Origin of the sequence: Ectopseudomonas khazarica (assembly GCF_017915135.1) — a bacterium.
Lineage (GTDB): Bacteria > Pseudomonadota > Gammaproteobacteria > Pseudomonadales > Pseudomonadaceae > Aquipseudomonas > Aquipseudomonas khazarica.
This window is the reverse complement of record NZ_CP068551.1, coordinates 1,684,882-1,703,482: the sequence shown is the minus strand read 5'-3', so window position 1 is coordinate 1,703,482 and position 18,601 is coordinate 1,684,882. Positions and strand designations below refer to the sequence as shown.

Sequence of the window (18,601 nt, the reverse complement as noted above, 5' to 3'; positions counted from 1 at the left end):
CGGCCGACACGAATCCCGCGGGCAGCGCGGGCACCTCAGGTCGCGTTCGGCAGGTAGCGCCCGATGGCCGCCATGGCCGTGGCCAGGTACTGCTCCTTCTCGCCCACCGGCGCAATGTAGTGCAGCGCCTCGCGCGCCTGATCGACGCCCGCCAGGCGCGCGGCGATCCAGGCCGCAAGATAGACCGATGCCAGGCAGCCGCCCGCCGTGGCGACGTTCCCCTGAGCGAAGAACGGCTGGTCGAGCACCCTTGTCCCCGCCTCCTGCACCCAGGGCTTGCTGGTCAGGTCGGTGCAGGCCGGCACATCGTCGAGCAGCCCGAGCCGGGCCAGGATCAGCGCGCCGGAACACTGCGCGGCCAGCAGTTGCCGCGCCGGATCGAGACGCAGCTGGGCCAGCAGCGCCGGGTCCGCTACCACATCGCGGGTACGCATGCCGCTGCCCACGATCACCGCGTCGGCCGCGCAGGCCTGCTGCAGATCGATCTGGCCGTCGATCACCAGGCCGTTCATCGATGTCACCCGCGCATCCGGGCTGGCGATGCTGACACGCCAGTCCGGCTGACGAATGCGCTTGAGGATGGCGAAGGCGATCAGCGAGTCGAGTTCGTTGAACGCGTCGAAGGTGAGAATGGCGATGTGCATGGCGACTCCGTCAGTACAGGTGGGTTGCCAGCCAGCTTCGGCGCACGGATCATGACAATCAAATTATTGTCATGGATACAACCGCCATGCCGCTGGCACGCTACAAACAGATCGTCGATCGCCTGGCCGACGACATTCGCCGTGGCGTGCTGGCACCCGGCACGCGCCTGCCCACCCACCGCGAGCTGGCCGCAGACCACGGCATCGCGCTGGTCACCGCCTCGCGGGTCTACGCCGAGCTGCATGCCATGGGCCTGGTCAGCGGCGAAACCGGGCGCGGCACCTTCGTCCGCGAGACGACCCTGGCGCCCGGACACGGCATCGATCAGCAGGCGACCGCCAGCGACCTGCTCGACCTCAACTTCAACTACCCGACGCTGCCCGGCCAGGCCGACCTGCTGCGCCAGGCCTTGCGCCAGCTGGCGTTGTGCGGTGACCTGGACGCGCTGCTGCGCTATCAGCCGCATGCCGGCCGTCCTCATGAGCGGGCGTTGCTGGCCCGTCACCTGAGCAGCCTGGGCCTGCCTGTCAGCGCCCGGCAGGTGCTGATCGTCAGTGGTGCCCAGCATGGCCTGGCGACGACCGTGCAGGCGCTGCTCAGGCCGGGCGACGTGGTCGCGGTGGACGCCCTCACCTACCCCGGTTTCAAGACGGCGGCCGAAGCGCGCGGCCTGGAGCTGCTGGCCATTCCCTGCAGCGCCAGCGGCCCCGACCTGGAGGCGCTGGCGCGGCTCTGCGAGAAGCGTCGGGTACGGGCGATCTACAGCATGCCGACCCTGCACAACCCGCTGGGCTGGGTGCTCGACCTGGCGCAGCGCGAGCGCCTGGTGAAGATTGCCCGGCAGCATGACCTGCTGATCATCGAGGACGCCGCCTACGCCTTCCTGGCCACCTCGGCGCCACCGCCACTGGCCGCGCTGGCGCCCGAACGCACGGTGCATGTGTCCGGTTTCTCGAAGAACATCGCCACGGGCCTGCGGGTGGGCTACCTGAGCGCGCCCGAAGCCTGGGTCGCCGCGCTGGAGCGCAACATCCGTGCGACCACCTGGAACACGCCCGGCGTGATGAGTGCACTGGTCTGCGCCTGGACCGAAGACGGCACGCTGGCCCGCCTGGAAAGCGAGAAACGCCGAGACGCCCAACGCCGCCAGGCGCTGGCTCGACGCATGCTGACCGGCTTGCCCCTGGTGGGGCATGAGGCCGCCTACTTCCTCTGGCTGCCGCTACCGGACGACGTGCGCGCCGATCAGGTGGTTGCGCGCCTGCTGCAGGCGCGCGTCGCGGTATCGAGCGCCGAGCCGTTCAGCACCTCGGAGCAGGTACCGCACGCCCTGCGCCTGGCCCTCGGTTCGCTGCCCCTGGAGCAGTTGCAGACAGCCCTGGACAAGGTCAGGCAGGCCATCGCTCACTTCGCCTACTGAACGCCCTGGCGCAGCCACTCGCTGGGGCTGAGACCGACCTTGCGGCGAAAGGCACGGGCCAGCGCCGAGGGGCTTTCATAACCGACCTCGTCGGCGATCAATGCCATGGGCCGGCCTTCGCGCAGGCGTTTCTGCGCCAGGCTGACGCGCCAGCCGACCAGATAATCCGCCGGAGTGGCGCCGACCACCTGATGGAAGTGCGCGGCGAAGCTGGCCCGCGACATACCCGCCAGCGTCGCCAGTTCGGCCACCGACCAGCCATGCTGCGGCCGCTCGTGCAGTTGATTGAGCGCGCGCGCCAGGCGCGGCTCGGCCAGCCCCGCCATCATCCCGGACGCCAGCTCGCGGCTGTTCATCAGATGACGCAGCAGCTGGATCACCATCAGTTCGAACAGGCGGTTGAGCACCAGCTCGCGCCCGCAATCGTCGCCTGCCGCCTCGGCGAACAGCCAGTCCAGGCAACCGTTCAGGCTCGGCAGCTCGCGCAGGGGTTTGACGATGGCGCCGGGCAACGCCCGCGCCAGCGGGTTGTCGAAACCACCATCGAAGGCCAGGGTCGCGCAGACCAGCTCGGCGCCATCGGCCTCGCTGGCACTCATCCGATGCAGGCGAGGCCGCGCCACCAGCATCAGGCTCGGCTCCTCGAGACGCAGCTCATGGCCGTCGCTGTCGCGAAAGCTCAGGCGCCCCGCCCGCAGCAGATGGATGTGGCCATGCGCCTCGTTGGCGCCATAGCTGTTGGTGCCGCAGAAACCCCCGCGGTGAAAGGTACTGGCATGCAGGTTGAAGTGATGCAGCAGGCTGGACAGGCGATCCACGGGCACCTCGCATTTCTGGACGATCTGTCGCATAAGATCGACGATCTGAATCCGAAAAGCCAGAACGCTCCACTAGCATGGCTCCAGGCTTGAAACACAGGCTCCCCCAACCAAGACTGGAGAATCACCATGACTCGCATCACCGCACTGCCGTTCGAACAGACCGCCGCCAGCGCCCAGGCGCAACTGGAAGGCATCCGCAAGGGGCTCGGTTTCGTGCCCAACACCTTCGCCACCCTGGCCCATGCGCCCGCCGCCCTGAGCGGCTACCTCGCCCTGTCGCAGGCCCTGGGCAAGGGCACGCTCGATGCCAGGGCGCGCGAAGTGGTGGCGCTGGCCAGCTCGCAGGTCAACGGCTGCGAATACTGCCTGGCGGCGCACACCCTGTTCGGCAGCAAGGCCGGCCTCAGCGACGCGGATATCCGCAGTGCCCGCGACGGCGAGCTGGATGTGGTGGCGCGCCTCACCCGGCAGGTCATCGACCACCGTGGCCGCCTCACTGACGCACAGCTGCAGGCCGCACGCCAGGCCGGACTGGCCGACGCGGCCATCGTCGAAGTGGTGGCCAACGTCGCGCTGATGACGCTGACCAACTACCTCAACAACCTGGCCGAAACCGACGTCGACTTCCCTCCGGTCGCGGTCTGATCACCCCGAGGTGCACCATGCAGAACGTAACGCTCTATACCAGCGATCACTGCCCCTACTGCCTCAACGCCAAGGCGCTGCTGAAGCGCAAGGGGGTGAGCTACGACGAAATCGACGTGGGCCGCTCCCCGGGGCGCCTGGCCGAGATGCTGCAACGCAGCAAACGTCGCAGCGTGCCGCAGATCTTCATCGGCCAGCACCACGTCGGCGGCTTCGACGACCTGGCCTCACTGGACCGCGCCGGCCAGCTGGATGCCCTGCTGCAGGCCTGACCCGGAATGCGCCGCAAGCCCTCTTGCGGCGCATTCTGCATCTCCGTCTTGCGGCCTTGCCCCGCTGCACAGGCGCACGCTCACGCCGGCTCGGCGAGTGCACCCTCGCGTGCCACCGCGCAGGTTCCGATCTCGCCTGCCGTCGCCCGCCACGAACGGGCAAACAAAACCTCCCGAACCGCCCTCATGTTCTGTGGCGTCGCGGCCGATACAACAACGGCAATACTGGCCGGTCATGGTGACCGGCTGTTGCGCTGCATATGTTCTCGGACCGGAGCCTTCCCATGCGTCTCGACGCCCTCTCACTGAAAACCCGCCTGATCGTGGCGGTGGCCATCCCCTGCATCGCCCTGCTGCTGGTGGCGCTGACCAGTCTCAACAGCATGTCCAGCATGCACCGCGATACGGAAGTGCTCTACCTGAACACCGCCGCCCCGATGCGTGCCATGGCCGAAGTGGCCTCACGCATCCCGCGCATGCGCGTCGGCCTCGACATGATGCTGCTGCAGGACACGCCGCTGCGTGACGAGCGCGGGGTGAAGTCACGCGTCCAGGATGCGCGCAACGAGGACATTCCGGAAATGCGCGAAGCCATGCGCCAGGCGGTGGCCGCACAGGTCAACCCGGAGCGCAAGGCCCAGGCGCAGCAGCTGCTCGACCAGTTCGAGAGCATGGTCAGCAACGAGCTGAACCCGATGCTCGCCGCCTTCGATGCCGGCGACATGGCCAAGGCCCAGCAGATCTATCGCGACCAGTACGCCAAGACCTACGGCGTGATGCGCCAGGGCGCCAACCAGTTGCTCGACGTACTGCTGCAGCAGGCCGAACAGCAGAACCAGCACAGCGCCCGCAGCTACGACAGCGGCCTGACTCGCCAGATCGCCATCATCGCCATCGGCCTGCTGGTCTCGATGATCATCTCCTGGCTGATCGTCATCCAGCTGCGCCGCCGCGTGGCGGTGCTGCAGAACAGCCTCGGCCAGGCCGCCGACAACCTGGCCCTGAACACCCGCATCGACCTGCCCGGCCAGGACGAGCTGAGCGAGATCGCACGCAGCTTCAACCAGTTCATCGACAAGGTCCACGGCGCCATGCGCGAGCTCGCCGACAACTCGCGCCAGCTGTCGAGCATGGCCCGCGACGTGGCCGAACGCGCCAGCCTGACCCAGAGCAACTGCACCGCGCAGAGCGACCGCACGGTGCAGGTGGCCACTGCCATCAACGAGTTGGGCTCGACCGTCAACGAGATCGCCCGCAACGCCGAGAACGCGGCGGAAGTCGCCCGCGAGGCCACCCAGCATGCCAGCGACGGTGGTGCCGTGGTCGGTCAGGCGCAGCAGCAGGTCGACGCCCTCAACGGCGAGCTGGAACAGGCCGCCCAGGTGATCGAAGCGCTGGCCGCGCAGACCGAGGCCATCAGCACCACGCTCAACACCATCCGCAGCATTTCCGAACAGACCAACCTGCTCGCCCTCAACGCCGCCATCGAGGCCGCCCGCGCCGGCGAACAGGGCCGAGGCTTCGCCGTGGTGGCCGACGAGGTGCGCACCCTGGCCAGCCGTTCGGGTGCCTCCACCGAGGAGATCCAGCAGGTCATCGACCGCCTGCAGAACGAATCACGCTCGGCGGTCGAGGCCATGGCCAAGGGCCGACGCCAGAGCGCCCTGGTGGTCGAGTACGCGAGCAAGGCCTCGGCGGCGCTGGAGCAGATCAACAGCCATATCGGCCAGATCAGCGATCAGAACATCCAGGTGGCCACGGCCACCGAGGAACAGTCCAGCGTGGTGGAAGACATCAACCGCAACATCGTCGACATCAACGAGCTGACCGTCGGCACGACCCATATCGCCGACCAGCTGAGCCAGGCCAGCAGCGACCTGCAGGCGCTGTCCACGCAGCTGGACGGCCTGGTCGGTCGCTTCCGCCTGTAACCCTGCGGCCGGGTGGGCAGCCGGCGCTGTGCACCGCCCGGCCTAACGCAGGCGCTGCTCGATGCGCTGCTGCAGGTAGTCGTAGAAGGGGTTGGATGTCGCCCGCTGCAGGCTGTCCAGCCCCACCACCAGCACGCCGTGCTCACCGCGCGGCGCCAGGGTACCGAGCGAAACGCCATAGGACTCGCCCGCGACCGGGTCGCTGCCGTACAGCGGGTCGCCAGGCGGGAATGGCAGAGCCACGTGCGACAGCGAGAACAGCTGGCTCGGGTACTCGACCCCCAACGCCTGGTGCTCGACCTGCTGGCTGCCGCTGGCCACGCGCCGCGCCTCGACCTCGCGCCCCTGATCGGCGGCCACGCCGACCACCGTCAGGTCGTAGTTGCGCCTGGCCGAGGGCAGCAGCGCCTCGAGCAGGTCGCTCATGTCCGCACGCAGCAACGAACTGGCCGCACGCGAACGGTTGATATCGAACACCACCAGCTCACTGCCGTTGTTCGGCAGGCGCTCGAACAGCTGACGCACCACCGCCGGGGTGCTCACCGTGCTGTCGGCCAGCGACTGGAACGCCAGCACCGGCGGCAGACGCTGCAGGCGGCCGGACGTCTCGGCAGCGTCGAAGGCACGCTGCACCTCGCTGGTCAGCTCATAGGTCTGCCGCGCCGCCTGCACCGGAAAGGAGTTGTACTTGAACGGATTGAACTCCGGCAGCACGTTCATCCATGCCGACTTGGCGAACGCCGGCAGCACCGCAGGCAAGGCCGCCAGCCCGGCATAACGGGCATAGCTGGTGACGCCGATCATCGGCGAGATCAGCACCAGTTGCCGGGGCATGGCCAGGCGCTCGTCCTCCAGCGCCGCCAGGCTGTAGCGCAGCGCCAGCGCGCCGCCATTGGAGTAGCCGAGCAGGTACAGCGGCGCGTCCGGCACCTGACGGCGCGCCTCGCGCACCGCCAGCCGTGTGGCGGCCAGCCACTGCTCCCAGCGGGCATCGGTCAGCGCCGCCGGCACGCTGCCGTGGCCCGGCATGCGCGGCACCACGGCGAGCAGGCCCTGCTCGCTCAGGTGCTGCGCGATATGGCGCAGGCTGTAGGGCGAATCGGTCAGACCGTGCAACAGCACCACCACACCGCGCACCTCGCCCTGCGGCTGCAGGATGAAGGAGCGGTTCCAGTCGTGCGGCAGGTTGCCGGGATACACCGGGCTGTCACTGGCATAACGACTGTAGCGGGCGTTCCCAGCCTGGGTGACCGGCTCGACCAGCTCGCGCTCGAGGCGCTCGAACAGCGCCGCCTCGGCGGCCAGGTAGGCCTGCCAGTCGGCGGCGTCCAGCTGGTCCACATCCAGCTCCTGCGGCACCAGACGGTGCCAGGGTTGCAACTCGGGCAATGACGACAACCCGGCAATGCGCACGCCGAGCAGAGCGACCACGATCAACAGCACCACCACCAGCGTCCAGGCCATAACGTTACGCATGCGCGGTAAACGCATGAGGCGCCTCCCTCGAAAGTATCCAACCGGGAAAATCCGTCCCGGCGACCGGCCCATCGGACTTTAGAGCAAAGCCGGCCTCGACCACCACCGTGGTTGCCCACCACATATGGAATTACGTATATTCGTAAAACCATATATGCGAGACACCGCGCATGCCTGCCCCACTCTCTCCAACCGAACTGTTCAAGGCCCTGGCCGACGAAACCCGCGCGCGCGCCGTGCTGCTGATCGTCGAGCAGGGCGAGTTGTGCGTCTGCGAACTGGTCTGCGCACTGGGCGACAGCCAGCCGAAGATCTCCCGCCACCTGGCGCAGCTGCGCAGCTGCGGGCTGCTGCAGGACCGCCGCCAGGGCCAGTGGGTGTACTACCGCCTCGCCCCGGACCTGCCCCAGTGGATAGGTGAGGTGCTCGCCGCCACCCTGACAGCCAACCGCAGCTGGCTGGAGCAGGACTGCACGCGCCTCGCCAACATGGGCGAGCGCCCTGCCCGCCTTGCCACCTGCTGCTGAGATACCTGCATGCTGATCGCCGCCGCCATCTTCGTCTTCACCCTGATTCTGGTCATCTGGCAACCACGCGGCCTCGGCGTCGGCTGGAGCGCCTCGCTGGGCGCGCTGCTGGCGCTGCTCGCCGGGGTGGTCAGCCCGGGCGACATCCCGACCGTGTGGCAGATCGTCTGGAACGCCACGGCGACCTTCATTGCCGTGATCATCATCAGCCTGCTGCTGGACGAGGCCGGCTTCTTCGCCTGGGCCGCGCTGCACGTGGCGCGCTGGGCCAATGGCAGCGGCACGCGCCTGTTCGCCTTCAGCATCCTCCTCGGCGCCGGCGTCTCGGCATTGTTCGCCAACGACGGCGCGGCGCTGATCCTCACCCCCATCGTCATCTCCATGCTGCTGGCCCTGCGCTTCTCGCCGGCCTCGACCCTGGCGTTCGTCATGGCCGCCGGCTTCATCGCCGACACCGCCAGCCTGCCGCTGGTGGTGTCGAACCTGGTCAACATCGTCTCGGCGGACTACTTCGACCTAGGCTTCGCCCGCTATGCGGCGGTGATGGTGCCGGTCAACCTGGTCAGCGTGGCGGCCACCCTGGGCATGCTCTGGCTGTTCTTCCGCCGCGACATCCCGGCGCAGTACGCGGTGGCCAGCCTCCCGGCACCCCGCGAGGCGATTCGCGACCCACGCACCTTCTTCGTCGGCTGGATCGTCCTGCTGGTGCTGTTGCTCGGCCTGTTCGCCCTGGAACCGCTGGGCGTGCCCATCAGCGCCATCGCCGCCGTGTGCGCGGCGGTGCTGTTCGCCATCGCCGCGCGCGGCCGCCATATCGCCACCGGCAAGGTCCTGCGCGAGGCGCCCTGGCAGGTGGTGATCTTCTCCCTGGGCATGTACCTGGTGGTCTACGGATTGAGCAACGCCGGCCTGACCGCCAGCCTCACCGGGCTGCTCGAGCACTTCGCGCAGTACGGCGTGTGGGGCGCGGCACTGGGCACCGGGCTGCTCAGCGCGCTGCTCTCCTCGATCATGAACAACATGCCCAGCGTACTGATCGGCGCCCTGGCCATCGACGCCAGCCAGGCCAGCGGGGCCGTGCGCGAGGCGATGATCTACGCCAACGTGATCGGCTGCGACCTGGGCCCGAAGATCACCCCCATCGGCAGCCTGGCCACCCTGCTCTGGCTGCACGTCCTGGCGCGCAAGGGCATCCGCGTGACCTGGGGCTACTACTTCCGGGTGGGCATCGTCCTCACCCTGCCGATCCTGCTGCTCACCCTTGCCGCTCTGGCCGTGCGCCTGAGCCTCTGACCTCGCGGAGCCTTCCGATGAAAATCCTCTTCATGTGCACGGCCAACAGCTGCCGCAGCATCCTTTCCGAGGCGCAGTTCAACCACCTCGCTCCCGCCGGACAGCTGGCGGTGAGTTCCGGCAGCTTCCCGCGCGGCGCGGTGCTGCCGCGCACCCTGCTGACCCTGCGCGCGGCCGGCATCGCCACCGAGGGCCTGAGCAGCAAGGGCAACGATGCCTTCGTCGACAGCCCACCGGACATCGTCATCACCGTGTGCGACAAGGCCGCCGGCGAAGCCTGCCCGGTGTACTTCGGCCCGGCGCTGAAGGCCCACTGGGGCCTGGAAGATCCGTCCCACGTGGAAGGCGACGAGGCCAGCATCGACGCCGCGTTCCAGGCCACCCTGGCGCATATCGAACGGCGCTGCCGCGCCTTCCTCGCCCTGCCCCTGGCGGACATGAGCCGCGACGAGCTGCAACAGGCGATCAACCGCATTGGCCAAGAGTGAAGACGCACGCATGAGCGACGACCTGCCCAACCTCGACCTCGACCTGCTGCCGCCCCAAGGCAGCGACTCAGCCCCGGCGCCGCGCATCCTGCTGCTGTACGGTTCCACCCGGCCGCGCTCGTTCAGCCGTCTGCTGGTACAGGAAGCCGCACACCTGCTGCGCCACCTCGGCGCCGAGACCCGCATCTTCGACCCATCCGGCCTGCCACTGCCCGACGACGCGCCGGTGGAACACCCCAAGGTGCAGGAGCTGCGCGATCTGATGCAGTGGTCGGAAGGCCAGGTGTGGTGCTCACCGGAGCGCCATGGCGCCATGTCGGCGGTGTTCAAGGCGCAGATCGACTGGGTGCCGCTGGCCCTCGGCGCCCTACGCCCGACCCAGGGCAAGACCCTGGCGGTGATGCAGGTCTGCGGCGGCTCGCAGTCGTTCAACGTGGTCAATCAGCTGCGCGTGCTCGGCCGCTGGATGCGCATGTTCACCATCCCCAACCAGTCGTCGGTGCCCAAGGCCTTTCTCGAATTCGGCGACGACGACCGCATGAAGCCCTCCCCCTACTACGACCGCCTGGTCGACGTGATGGAAGAGCTGATGCGCTTCACCCTGCTGCTGCGCGAGCACCCGGAACTGGTGGACCGCTACTCCGAACGCAAGGAGTCGGCCGAAGCCTTGATGCAGCGGGTCAACCAGCGCGAGATCTAAAGCGCATGGCAGGCACCTTGCGGCAGAAGCCGGCCCCAGGGTGTGGAGCAGCGACAGGCCGCGCTGCTAGGCTGCACGGATGAACCTGACCACCCGACTCCAGGCGATCATCTGCGCCGACCCGCAGCGCCTGCGCATCCTCCGGCTGGTACGCGAACTCGACCTGCCCGACTGCTGGGTGGCCGCCGGCTTCGTGCGCAGCGCGGTCTGGGATCACCTGCACCAGCGCAGCGACGCGCCGCTGCCAGCGGACATCGACGTGATCTGGTTCGAACGCAGCCAGGCCTCCGCTGCGCGCGATGTCGAACTGGAGAAGCTCCTGCGCCACAGGGACGAAGGACTGCAGTGGTCGGTGAAGAATCAGGCGCGCATGCACCTGCGCAATGGCGACGCACCTTACGCCTCGGCTAGCGACGCGATGCGCTATTGGCCGGAGACGGCGACGGCGGTGGCCGTGCGACTGGATGAGCAGGGAGAGATTGAAGTCGCCGCACCACACGGCCTGGAGGACCTGTTCGGCCTCATCGTGCGACCGGCCGGAAGGTTCAAGGACGAGAAACAGCCGATCTACCAGGCGCGACTGCGCAGCAAGAACTGGCTGGCCACCTGGCCGCAACTGAAGGTACTGCCGTAGGGTGGATCACGCTGCACCGATCCACCGGCTGGTGGATGTAAAGAGCGACATCCACCCTACAGGCTGGCCGCAGCTGAAGGTACTGCCGTAGGGTGGATCACGCTTCACCGATCCACCGGTTGGTGGATGTAAGGAGCGACATCCACCCTACAGGCTGGCCGCAGCCGAAGGTACTGCCGTAGGGTGGATCACGCTTCACCGATCCACCGGTTGGTGGATGTAAGGAGCGACATCCACCCTACAGGCTGGCCGCAGCCGAAGGTACTGCCGTAGGGTGGATCACGCTGCACCGATCCACCGGTTGGTGGATGTAAGGAGCGACATCCACCCTACAGGCTGGCCGACGCTGAAGGTACTGCCGTAGGGTGGATCGCGCTGCATCGATCCACCGGCTGGTGGATGCAAAGAGCGACATCCACCCTGCAGGCTGGCCGCAGCTGAAGGCGCTGCCGTAGGGTGGATCGCGCTTCACCGATCCACCGGCTGGTGGATGCAACGAGCGACATCCACCCTGCAGGCTGGCCGCAGCTGAAGATGCCGCCGTAGGGTGGATCGCGCTGCATCGATCCACCGGCTGGTGGATGCAAAGAGCGACATCCACCCTGCCGGCTGGCCGCAGCTGAAGGTGCTGCCGTAGGGTGGATCACGCTGCATCGATCCACCGGCTGGTGGATGTAAGGAGCGACATCCACCCTACAGGCTGGCCGCAGCTGAAGATGCCGCCCTACCCGTCCCGATCAGATACCGGCGACCACCGCGCAGATGCCCTGCGCGCTGGCGGCGAACTGGCTGCACAGGTGGTTGATGGAGGTCACCAGCACCTGCTCCGGCGCGGAGATGAAGTCCACCGACATCATCACGCTGAGCATGGTGATGGTGACGATGGAGAAGGTGAACAGCTTGCGCGCCCACACCGTATCGTCGACGGCCTTGTATCCCGATACGCCCATCCACAGCCAGTAGGCACCGCTCAGCGCGGCGACCACGAAGTAGCTGTAGCCGGCGTAACCGCTGAGCGTCAGCATCAGGGTCGCGACCACGAAGGCGGCGATGTACAGCACGATCTGCCGCTTGGCAGCCGAGATCCCCTTGATGACGGGCAGCACCGGAATGTTCGCGGCCTGGTAGTCATTGAAACGGAAGATGGCGATGGCATAGGAATGCGGCATCTGCCACAGGCTGAAGATCAACAACAGGATGGCCGCGCCAGCATCGAACTCGTTGCTGACCGCGCAGTAGCCCACCACGGGCGGAGCCGCCCCCGACAGGCTGCCGACCAGGGTGCCGTACACCGAACCGCGCTTGAGCCACAGGCTGTAGAGGCCGACGTAGACCACGAAGCCCATCAGCACCAGCATCACCGCGAGGGTGTTGCTGGCGGCATACAGCACGGCCACACCGGCGACCCCGAGCACGCAGGCATAGACGATGGCGTGCGCAGGGGACACCAGCCCCTGCGCCAGGACCCGGTTGCGGGTCCGCTCCATCTTCTGGTCGATGTCCCTGTCGATGTAGTTGTTGAACACGCAGCCTGAGGCGATCACCAGCGCAACCCCCAGCGCTGTCGCGAGGAACAGCGTCAGGTCGGCATCGCCACGCGAAGCCAGGAAGAACCCACCCGTCACGGAAATCAGATTGCCGAAGACGATGCCTGGCTTGGCGAGGTTGAGGTACTGCTTCAGGAGCGCCAGCATCAGTTGATCATCATGTGATAGTGCATGCTCCACATGATCCAGACCGACAGGCCCACGACGAACGCGATGATCAACACGGTGAAGATCATCGATACGACGTTCCAGCGGCCTTCCGCGTCGGTCTTCATGTGCAGGAAGTACACGAGGTGGACGAGAACCTGCACCAGGCCGAAGATCACCACGGTGATCAGGGTCGCGCCACGGCTCAGGCCCAGCACTTCAGGATGCATGACCAGGGCGAAGGGGATCACGGTAAGGATCACCGAGAGGATGAAACCGCTCAGGTAATCCTTGAAACCCACGGCGTGCGCCGCGTGATTGTCTTGATGAGCCATTTACAGCACTCCCATCAGGTAGACGACGGTGAAGACGCAGATCCACACCACGTCGAGGAAGTGCCAGAACAGGCTGAGCAGTCCGACCCGCGTCTTGTTGGTGTCGGTCAGGCCACGGCTGCCGACCTGCAGCATCAGCACCAGCATCCACAGCAGGCCGGCACTGACGTGCAGACCGTGGGTGCCGACCAGGGTGAAGAATGCCGACCAGTAGGCGCTGGTCTGCGGCCCGGCCCCTTCATGAATCAGGTGACGGAACTCGTACAGCTCGATGCTGATGAAGCTCACCCCGAACAGGAAGGTGATGCCCAGCCAGCGCAGCACCGCGGCCTTGTCGCCCCGGTAGGTGGCGAGCATGGCCATGCCGTAGGTGATGCTGGAGAACAGCAGCGCGAAGGTTTCCACCAGCACCAGGTGCAGGCCCGGACGGAGCATCTCCTTGGCGGTGGGGCCACCGGCGAAGGCGTTGCTCAGCACCGCGAAGGTGGCGAACACCGTGGCGAAGATCAGCAGATCGGTCATCAGGTAGACCCAGAAGCCGAACAGCTTGATGCCACTGCTGTCGTGGTGGTGCTCATGGCCGTGGCCATGAGCGTCATGTGGATAGTGGGGTTCGTATGCGGTCATGGTTATGCCTGTACCACTGCGTTGGCTTTGGTTTGATGGTGCGCCTGCTCGATCCGCGCGATCTCTTCGGGCTGCACGTAGTAGTCGATGTCCTCGTCGTAGGAACGCACGATGAAGCTGACCACGGCACCGACCAGACCGACGATGGCGAGCCACCAGATGTGCCAGATCATGGCGAAGCCGAAGGCGATGACGAACGCCGACACGACCAGGCCGTTGCCGGTGTTCTTCGGCATGTGGATCGGCTCGTAGTGCTCGGGCGCAGGCATCAGCTCGACGCCGTTCTTCTTCGCCTCATAGAAGGCGTCGATCTTGTCCGCCGTCGGGATGACCGCGAAGTTGTAGAACGGCGGCGGCGAGGACGTTGCCCATTCCAGGGTACGGCCATCCCACGGATCGCCCGTGACGTCGACGTTGTCCTTGCGCTTGATGTAGCTGGTGACGAACTGCACCACGGTGAAGACGATACCGATGCCGATCAGCACCGCACCGACCACGGCCACCTGCACCCACGGCACCCAGGCCGGGTTGTCGAAGTGGTTCAGGCGACGGGTCATGCCCATGAAACCGAGCACGTACAGCGGCATGAAGGCGAAGTAGAAACCGATCAGCCAGCACCAGAAGGAGTAACGGCCGAAGCGATCGAGCAGCTTGAAGCCGAAGGCCTTCGGGAACCAGTAGATGATGCCGGCCAGGTAGCCGAACACCGCGCCACCGATGATCACGTTGTGGAAGTGGGCGATCAGGAACAGGCTGTTGTGCAGCACGAAGTCCGCCGCCGGCACCGCCATCAGAACGCCGGTCATGCCGCCGATGGAGAAGGTCACCAGGAAGCCCAGGGTCATCCAGGTCATGGCGTTGAGTTGCAGACGGCCACGGAAGATGGTGAACAGCCAGGTGAAGATCTTCACCCCGGTGGGGATGGCGATGATCGAGGTCATGATGCCGAAGAAGGCGTTGACGCTGGCACCGGAACCCATGGTGAAGAAGTGGTGCAGCCACACCACGAACGACAGCACGCCGATAGCCGCAGTCGCCCAGACCATCGAGGCATAGCCGAACAGGGTCTTGCGCGAGAAGGTCGCCACCACTTCGGAGAACACGCCGAACGCCGGCAGGATGAGGATGTACACCTCCGGGTGACCCCAGATCCAGAACAGGTTGGCGTACATCATCGGGTTGCCGCCCAGTTCATTGGTGAAGAAGTGGAAATCCAGGTAGCGGTCGAGCGACAGCATCGCCAGGGTCGCGGTCAGCGGAGGGAAGGCGCCGCAGATCAGGATGCAGGTGATCAGGATGGTCCAGGTGAAGATCGGCATCTTCATCAGGCTCATGCCCGGGGCACGCATCTTGAGGATGGTGGCGATGAAGTTGACCCCGGTCAGGGTCGTCCCCAAGCCCGATAGCTGCATGCTCCAGATGTAGTAGTCCATGCCCACGCCCGGACTGTACTGGATGCCTGACAACGGTGGATAAGCCACCCAGCCGGTCTTGGCGAACTCGCCCAGGCCCAGCGACAGGTTGATCAGCAGCGCGCCACCGACGAACAGCCAGAAGCTCAGCGAGTTCAGGTAGGGGAAGGCCACGTCACGTGCGCCGATCTGCAGCGGCACGACGATGTTCATCAGGCCGGTGACCAGTGGCATGGCCACGAAGATCAGCATGATGATGCCGTGCGCGGTGAAGATCTGGTCGTAGTGCTCGGGCGGCAGGTAGCCCTGCCCGTCACCGTGGGCCATGGCCAGGTGGGTACGCATCATGATCGCGTCGGCAAAGCCACGCACCAGCATGACCAGCGCAACGAGGATGTACATCACGCCGATTTTCTTGTGGTCCACCGAGGTGAGCCACTCGCTCCACAGGTAGCCCCACTTCTTGAAGTAGGTCACCGCGGCGAACACTGCCAGACCACCCAGCGCGACGATGGCGAGGGTGATCATGATGATCGGCTCGTGATACGGCACCGCATCCAGAGTCAGTTTTCCAAACATATTCACTCCTGCACCTCCGCTGCTTCGCGCATGGCCGTGCTGTGGGAATCCTTCAGGGTCACGTACTGGCCGATCACCTTGTTGAACAGGTTCGGCTCGACCTGGCCGAAGTAGCGGATCGGGTAGATCGGGTAGCGGTGGTTGACCATCTCGCCGGGCTCGCCCACCTGCTTGAACGCCGCGAAGTCCATGACCTCGGGCGACTGCCTGACCTTGTCGACCCACTGCGCGAAGACTTCATCGCTGACCGAGTGGGTGGTGAAGCGCATGGCCGAGAAGCCTTCGCCACTGAAGTTGCCGGACTGGCCGAAGAACTCGCCCTGTTCGTTGGCGATCAGGTTGAGCTGCGTGCGCTGGCCGCCCATGGCATAGATCATCCCGCCGAGCTGCGGGATCGACAGCGCGTTCATCACCGTGTCGGAGGTGATGTGGAAGGTCACCGGGGTCTTCTCCGGGATCACCAGCTCGTTGACCACGGCAACGCCCTGATCCGGGTAGATGAACAGCCACTTCCAGTCGAGCGAGACCACCTCGATGTTGAGTGCCGGCTTGTCCGATTCGATCGGGCGGTAGGGGTCGAGCGAGTGCGAGGTTTTCCAGATGATGACCGCCAGTACCGCGACGATGATCAGTGGAACACCCCAGACGACCAGTTCGATCTTGTGCGAATGTGCCCAGTCGGGCATGTAGGTGGCCTTCTCGTTCGACTCGCGATAACGCCAGCCAAACAGGAAGGTCATGATGATCACGGGTACGACCACGATCAGCATGAGTCCGATGGAGATCAGGATCAGATTGCCCTGTTCGACACCGATCTGCCCTTTCGAGTTGAACAGTGCCCAGTCACATCCACCGAGCGCTGAGCAGGCGATCGCCATCAGCAACCAGCGCACACAACGATGGTATTTCTCTTCTTTCATGTCACGACCTTCAACTGAGTGATGTCCCACATTCGGCTTCAGTCGCCGTGCGGCCCATCGAGCAAAAGGCCGGCAGCGGAAACTCTGAGCTTGAGCATCCGTGCAAGCGAAACGGTAAAACCGTGGGACGGGCGATCTTGAGGGCTGGGGCGCGCCCGCACAATTCATTAGCAACCTACTCATGAGCAAACTGACAGCCTCTTGTCGACATGTTTCGCAACAAATACGCAATATTTTGAAACACCTTGCTGCGAGAACGCAGCAAAGACGCGCAGGGGTGCGACAAATGATCACACCCGCGTTTTAGAGCTGTTTGTCAGCAAATTGACAGGAATCATTGACATGCAAGATGCCGTCAGCCGACGGCGCCACAGCGCTTGACATCGAGGAAATTTCGGAGTTTTCGAGTGCGCACGCGAGGTGCGTCAGCCCTGCAGGAAGCTGGGCCTGGAACGGCGCTCGCATCGAGGGACGGGGACGACTGGCGCGTAGCCCGGATGCAATCCGGGGCCACCACGGTCGGCCAAAAGCATCGCGGCTGAAGCCGCTCCCACGGGACAGCTGAGCGCCTGCAGCCGCCGCTTCAGGCGCGCACCACCGCATGAGCATGCCCCTGTAGCCGCCAAGCACCTGTAGGAGCGGCTTCAGCCGCGATAGCTCTATCTGCCGAACCCGCATGCAAAGCAGGACGCCCCCTGCCCGCCCCGGATTGCATCCGGGCTACGCAATGACAGCCGGCAGGGGCACTTCTGTGAGGATGGCCCCCAGCCACCCAGCACTGGGTGAATATGCAGCCGAACGCCCCCGCAGCCACCACACACCTGTAGGAGCGGCTTCAGCCGCGATCGCGCTACCTGCCCAGCCCACATGCAAAGCATGTACGGACCCCATGCCCGCCCCGGATTGCATCCGGGCTACGCAATGGCAACCAGCCGGGGCTCTTCTGTGAAGATGTCTCAGCCACCCAGCACTGGGTGAACACGTAGCCGAATGCCCCAGCCGCCACCACACACCTGTAGGAGCGGCTTCAGCCGCGATAGCTCTATCTGCCCAGCCCGCACGCAAAGCATGTACGGACCCCCTGCCCGCCCCGGATTGCATCCGGGCTACGCAACGGCAGTTGGCAGGAGGGACTCCTGTGGGAGGGGCTTTTGTGGGAGGGGCTTTTGTGGGAGGGGCTTCAGCCGCGACCAGCCTCACGGCCGGAGCCGAACGCCACCCAAGCCTCAGGATGCCCATTCACAAGCCACCGCTCTACTCCCGGCCCCCGCAGCCTGCCATCGCCACTATTTCCAGGCGCAGTAGCAGCCCACGGCCAGACCGCTGGCCAGCGACACATGGCGCCCCTGGGTCAGCGCATCGAGCACCGGCTCGACGAAGCTGTTGCTGGAATTGCACACCAGCCCCTCGCTGTAGGGACCGGCATAGGCCAGGTTGCCATCGCGGTCCCAGATCGCCAGGGCCGGGCTGGCCGGCAGCGACTCCATGCCCTCGATGCCGGGCAAGGGTTTCATCCGCCCACGCAGGAAGGGCGCGATCTCACCCTTGCTGCCAGGTTTCTGCACGCTGTAGAACTCGACATCGGCATTGCGGTGCAGACCGATCAGGTAACGCAGGTGCGCATCGGTCTCCGCGTTGCAGGGGCAGTCAGGGTCCCAGAAGTGCACCACGCGAATGGGCCCCGGGCCTGCCAGCGAGGCGGGAAGCTTCAGGCCGTCCTGGCTGAAGATCACCGTCTGCTCCGCATAGGGACGCAGGTAGGCGGCGCCGCTGAGCCACCAGATCAGCACCACGAGCCCCAGCGCCAACACGCAGAACCCCACCACGAAGTGCTTGAAGCTCAGACGTTGCAGCAGGCTCATGGCTGATGGCCGAACTTGCGCAGGAACTGCTTTTCCATTTCCTGGCAGCTTTCCACGGTGAAGCTGCGCTCCGTGGCATCGGCGCTCTTCCAGCAGGCTTCGATCGCCTCGCGCTCGGCGGCTTCGATCTCACCATCCTGCGGACGCGTCATGATGTAGATGAGACCGACGAACACCAGCACGACGAACAGCAGACCCGCCAGGAACAGGCCGAGGCAGCCACGACGCCCCAGCCCGACGTTTTCATCATTCACGCTCATGCTTCTCTCTTTGCCAATTCACAGTGGATGCATCCTGTCCGCTCGGCGATGCGGACATCA

General features: G+C 65.7%; 19 protein-coding genes. 9 read left to right on the top strand and 10 right to left on the bottom strand.

Annotated elements, in window-relative coordinates; all coding sequences use genetic code 11:
• Positions 1 to 35: 35 nt before the first annotated feature.
• Positions 36 to 644 carry a DJ-1/PfpI family protein gene (locus JLK41_RS07925; RefSeq protein WP_210390719.1) on the bottom strand — a complete coding sequence of 203 codons (609 nt, stop codon included), beginning with the start codon at positions 642 to 644 and terminating at the stop codon, positions 36 to 38.
• A gap of 86 nt (positions 645 to 730) precedes the next feature.
• On the opposite strand from JLK41_RS07925, the gene JLK41_RS07920 reads away from it, so the two are divergent.
• On the top strand, positions 731 to 2,065 hold the full coding sequence (locus tag JLK41_RS07920; protein WP_210391202.1) for an aminotransferase-like domain-containing protein: 1,335 nt from the start codon (positions 731 to 733) through the stop codon (positions 2,063 to 2,065).
• Here the strand turns inward: JLK41_RS07920 and JLK41_RS07915 are convergent.
• On the bottom strand, positions 2,059 to 2,916 hold the full coding sequence (locus JLK41_RS07915; RefSeq protein ID WP_218875747.1) for an AraC family transcriptional regulator: 858 nt from the start codon (positions 2,914 to 2,916) through the stop codon (positions 2,059 to 2,061). The genes JLK41_RS07920 and JLK41_RS07915 overlap by 7 nt on opposite strands.
• Before the next feature lie 96 nt (positions 2,917 to 3,012).
• On the opposite strand from JLK41_RS07915, the gene JLK41_RS07910 reads away from it, so the two are divergent.
• From JLK41_RS07910 to JLK41_RS07900, 3 genes are all read left to right on the top strand, one after another.
• Entirely contained in the window at positions 3,013 to 3,531 is a 519-nt protein-coding gene (locus JLK41_RS07910) for a carboxymuconolactone decarboxylase family protein (protein ID WP_210390718.1), read from the top strand.
• 17 nt (positions 3,532 to 3,548) lie between these two features.
• The gene (gene grxC, locus JLK41_RS07905) at positions 3,549 to 3,803 is read left to right on the top strand and encodes a glutaredoxin 3 (RefSeq protein WP_175253365.1); all 255 of its coding nucleotides are present in this window, start codon (positions 3,549 to 3,551) and stop codon (positions 3,801 to 3,803) included.
• Positions 3,804 to 4,087: 284 nt separating this feature from the next.
• Positions 4,088 to 5,734, top strand: a complete 1,647-nt coding sequence (locus JLK41_RS07900; RefSeq protein WP_037048785.1) for a methyl-accepting chemotaxis protein — start codon at positions 4,088 to 4,090, stop codon at positions 5,732 to 5,734.
• Positions 5,735 to 5,776: 42 nt separating this feature from the next.
• On the opposite strand, the gene JLK41_RS07895 is transcribed toward JLK41_RS07900, so the two are convergent.
• Complete coding sequence (locus tag JLK41_RS07895; protein WP_210390717.1) at positions 5,777 to 7,225, bottom strand: alpha/beta hydrolase; 1,449 nt, start codon at positions 7,223 to 7,225, stop codon at positions 5,777 to 5,779.
• Positions 7,226 to 7,380: 155 nt separating this feature from the next.
• Here JLK41_RS07895 and JLK41_RS07890 point away from each other — a divergent pair, with 155 nt between their 5' ends.
• The 5 genes from JLK41_RS07890 (at position 7,381) to JLK41_RS07870 (ending at position 10,852) form a co-directional block, all read left to right on the top strand.
• Positions 7,381 to 7,737: a metalloregulator ArsR/SmtB family transcription factor gene (locus JLK41_RS07890; protein WP_037048789.1), complete on the top strand. Its 357-nt coding sequence runs from the start codon at positions 7,381 to 7,383 to the stop codon at positions 7,735 to 7,737.
• A 9-nt stretch (positions 7,738 to 7,746) separates the two neighbouring features.
• Complete coding sequence (locus JLK41_RS07885; RefSeq protein WP_210390716.1) at positions 7,747 to 9,030, top strand: arsenic transporter; 1,284 nt, start codon at positions 7,747 to 7,749, stop codon at positions 9,028 to 9,030.
• 17 nt (positions 9,031 to 9,047) lie between these two features.
• Positions 9,048 to 9,518, top strand: a complete 471-nt coding sequence (locus JLK41_RS07880) for an arsenate reductase ArsC (protein ID WP_210390715.1) — start codon at positions 9,048 to 9,050, stop codon at positions 9,516 to 9,518.
• A 10-nt stretch (positions 9,519 to 9,528) separates the two neighbouring features.
• Positions 9,529 to 10,218, top strand: a complete 690-nt coding sequence (gene arsH, locus JLK41_RS07875) for an arsenical resistance protein ArsH (protein ID WP_210390714.1) — start codon at positions 9,529 to 9,531, stop codon at positions 10,216 to 10,218.
• Positions 10,219 to 10,297: 79 nt separating this feature from the next.
• Positions 10,298 to 10,852 (top strand): nucleotidyltransferase family protein, encoded by a 555-nt coding sequence (locus tag JLK41_RS07870; RefSeq protein ID WP_210390713.1) that lies wholly within the window; start codon positions 10,298 to 10,300, stop codon positions 10,850 to 10,852.
• A 737-nt stretch (positions 10,853 to 11,589) separates the two neighbouring features.
• Here the strand turns inward: JLK41_RS07870 and cyoE are convergent.
• The 7 genes from cyoE to JLK41_RS07835 form a co-directional block, all read right to left on the bottom strand.
• Positions 11,590 to 12,546, bottom strand: coding sequence for a heme o synthase (cyoE, locus tag JLK41_RS07865; protein ID WP_047585551.1), 957 nt, complete (start codon positions 12,544 to 12,546; stop codon positions 11,590 to 11,592).
• Positions 12,546 to 12,881, bottom strand: coding sequence for a cytochrome o ubiquinol oxidase subunit IV (cyoD, locus tag JLK41_RS07860; RefSeq protein ID WP_037048819.1), 336 nt, complete (start codon positions 12,879 to 12,881; stop codon positions 12,546 to 12,548). The genes cyoE and cyoD overlap by 1 nt, the downstream gene beginning before the upstream one ends.
• Entirely contained in the window at positions 12,882 to 13,508 is a 627-nt protein-coding gene (cyoC, locus tag JLK41_RS07855) for a cytochrome o ubiquinol oxidase subunit III (RefSeq protein WP_037048821.1), read from the bottom strand.
• 2 nt (positions 13,509 to 13,510) lie between these two features.
• Entirely contained in the window at positions 13,511 to 15,499 is a 1,989-nt protein-coding gene (cyoB, locus tag JLK41_RS07850; protein ID WP_037048823.1) for a cytochrome o ubiquinol oxidase subunit I, read from the bottom strand.
• Between the two features lie 2 nt (positions 15,500 to 15,501).
• Positions 15,502 to 16,419, bottom strand: coding sequence for a ubiquinol oxidase subunit II (cyoA, locus tag JLK41_RS07845; RefSeq protein ID WP_175253360.1), 918 nt, complete (start codon positions 16,417 to 16,419; stop codon positions 15,502 to 15,504).
• Positions 16,420 to 17,705: 1,286 nt separating this feature from the next.
• Complete coding sequence (locus tag JLK41_RS07840; protein WP_037048830.1) at positions 17,706 to 18,281, bottom strand: DUF6436 domain-containing protein; 576 nt, start codon at positions 18,279 to 18,281, stop codon at positions 17,706 to 17,708.
• Complete coding sequence (locus tag JLK41_RS07835; RefSeq protein ID WP_037048833.1) at positions 18,278 to 18,541, bottom strand: hypothetical protein; 264 nt, start codon at positions 18,539 to 18,541, stop codon at positions 18,278 to 18,280. The genes JLK41_RS07840 and JLK41_RS07835 overlap by 4 nt, the downstream gene beginning before the upstream one ends.
• Positions 18,542 to 18,601: the final 60 nt, after the last annotated feature.